The organism is Kitasatospora sp. NPDC057512 (assembly GCF_042802135.1).
In the GTDB taxonomy this organism is placed as follows: domain Bacteria; phylum Actinomycetota; class Actinomycetes; order Streptomycetales; family Streptomycetaceae; genus Kitasatospora.
Genome location: NZ_JBHVET010001120.1, coordinates 1 through 1,830, shown reverse-complemented (window position 1 = coordinate 1,830; position 1,830 = coordinate 1). Strand labels below are relative to the sequence as shown.

The 1,830-nt window shown below is 70.2% G+C and carries 2 protein-coding genes; both read right to left on the bottom strand.

Going from position 1 to position 1,830, the window contains the following annotated elements:
* Nucleotides 1-461, bottom strand: a 461-nt coding sequence (locus ACFU6K_RS38195) for a DUF6114 domain-containing protein (RefSeq protein WP_380671146.1), incomplete at its 3' end; no start/stop codon positions are given.
* Nucleotides 462-593: 132 nt separating this feature from the next.
* Entirely contained in the window at nt 594-1,256 is a 663-nt protein-coding gene (locus tag ACFU6K_RS38190) for a DUF6230 family protein (RefSeq protein ID WP_380671144.1), read from the bottom strand.
* Nucleotides 1,257-1,830: the final 574 nt, after the last annotated feature.

The window sequence follows — 1,830 nt, the reverse complement described above, 5'->3', positions numbered from 1 at the left end:
GCCTTGGCCCGGCCCCGGCGTCCGCGCCGGGCCGCCTTCTCGGCCTTCGGCTCCGGCAGCGGCGCCCAGGAGACCATCAGCCCGCCGCCGATCAGGCCCGGCAGCAGGGCCAGTCCGAAGCCCCCGAGGTTGGAGACCGGGAGGGAGACCAGCGTCAGCAGCGTGGTGGCGATGCCGGCGAAGACCCGCACGGCCGGCTGGAACCACGCGGTCAGCCCGAGCACGATCAGCAGCACGCCGATGATCAGTGACCCGGCACCCGCCGTGGTGGCCATGGCCACCGTCATGCCGCCCAACGAGAGCTTGGCGTACGGGAAGTACATGATCGGGACGCCGGCGATCATGGCCAGCAGACCGCCGTAGTACGGCCGCGTCCGACGGAACGTACGGAACACCCGGCGCAGCCACTGGGCGGGGTTCTCGTGCTCGGCGGGCCGGTAGGAGGCAAGGGCGCTGGACACGGTGCAGCTCCTCGATGGTGTGAACGAGGGATGGACGAGACACGGGATCCGGGGACGGCGCACGCACCGTCCCCGGTCCCGCGGGTGCCGTCGGGGCGAGCGGGCCGGGCCCGACCCGCCGCCGTCAACGGCCTAGTAGCACTCGCCGGAACCGTCGGTGTGCAGCGCGAGCTTCAGGCCCTGGAGCTTGAAGGTGCCGGCCGAGGTGGCCCAGGCGGTCTGCTGCACGTTGTACAGGTCGGCCTTCTCGGCGGCCTGGGCGAAGCCGGTCTGACCGGACGGCAGGCCGCCGAGCTTGGACTTCCAGCCCTGGGTGGCCTCGCCCTTGAGGGTCGACGCCTCCTGGCCGATGTTGATGTTGGTGAACTCGGCGTCGGCGTTCAGCTGGTCGAGGTCGATCAGCAGGTTCTTGGCGTAGACCTGCTTCTTGACGTCGTCGCTGTTGCCGGCCTCCAGACGCAGGATGATCTTGGGCAGCTTCCACGGCAGGTTGGGGATGATGTTGGGGTCGGTCACCACCGACTGGCAGAGGCCCTTGATGGTGGCCTCGTCGAAGGCCGAGACGGCGACCGGGTGCGGGGTGCCGTTCGACTCCGCGTCGATCGAGCCGAACTGGGCGAAGTTCCTGCCGTGCAGCTCCGGCGTGGTGACCTTGAAGCTCTGGCCGGACACGCTGAACGAGGCCGCCAGCGCGTTGTTGGCGATCGAGACGCCCACCGCGGCGGTGGCCGCGATGCTCGGCACCATCACCAGGGCGAAGCGCTTCCAGCGGGTCTTGCCGTAGGTCTGGGACATGCGAGTCCTCCTTCTAGGACGTACATCTCCGGCTCCCCGGCGGCGCGTCCCGCACCGGTGGGGACCTGGGATGGGAGAGAGCTACGTCCTCGGTAGCGGAGAGCGCCTTGGGCGTCGTCGGACGCGGGAGCGGCCCGCGTGCAGCGGACCTCCCGTCCAAGCACCGGCCGTCCTTGCGGGGCGGCGGGCAGGACCGACGACATCGGCGATCACCCCCGAGCGACAACCAGCGACCGCGCAGGGCCGCGCGGCCGGTCGAAGGACAGGAACCGCCGTGGGACCGCGGATACCCCCCTGCCCTCCCTCCCGCCGACCGGGGCCGGCGGACCGCCCGGTGGGGATCCCGCGCTCCGTGTGGCCGACCGGGGTCGGGGTGTGGAGCCCGGGACCGGGCGTGGCCGATCGTGCTTGAATCCCGGGCGAAGCACAAGAGGTTCCTTACTGACGGGTAATGCAACATCAGGTGGCGTTGATCATGGAATCGACCCGGGCCGCACCCTGCGTGACGTCTTGAAGGAAACGTGACGGCGAAATCCGCCGGAAACACAAGCGAAACACCCGTGGGTGGTCACAC